Below are 251 nucleotides of genomic sequence, written 5' to 3'. Positions count from 1 at the left end.
AGGTGGGTCACACGGTCGCCGGTGCGGCTGCCGCGCAGGGTTTTGCCGTCCACGGCCAGGCCGAGTAGCGCTGTTCTGCCGTTCGTGCCGTTCGTGCCGGTCGCTGGTGGCGCGGCGGCCAGCCTGGCCAGGTAGGCGCAGGTCGCAGCGTCGAAGTCGTCGCCGTCCAGGCGGGCCAGCAGCCGTCCCAGGGTGGAGGCGGCCAGCCGTACGGGGCCCGGGAGACCGATCCGGGCGCGTAGCTCGGGATC

General features: G+C 74.1%; 1 pseudogene. It reads right to left on the bottom strand.

Annotation, left to right across the window (positions count from 1 at the left end):
- Positions 1-251: pseudogene (locus FLV34_RS42105) on the bottom strand (hypothetical protein); the annotation flags it as partial.

Source organism: Microbispora sp. CSR-4, assembly GCF_008033685.1.
Taxonomy (GTDB): domain Bacteria; phylum Actinomycetota; class Actinomycetes; order Streptosporangiales; family Streptosporangiaceae; genus Microbispora.
Note: the sequence above shows the minus strand (reverse complement) of the source record. Positions and strands in the feature narration are given on the sequence as shown.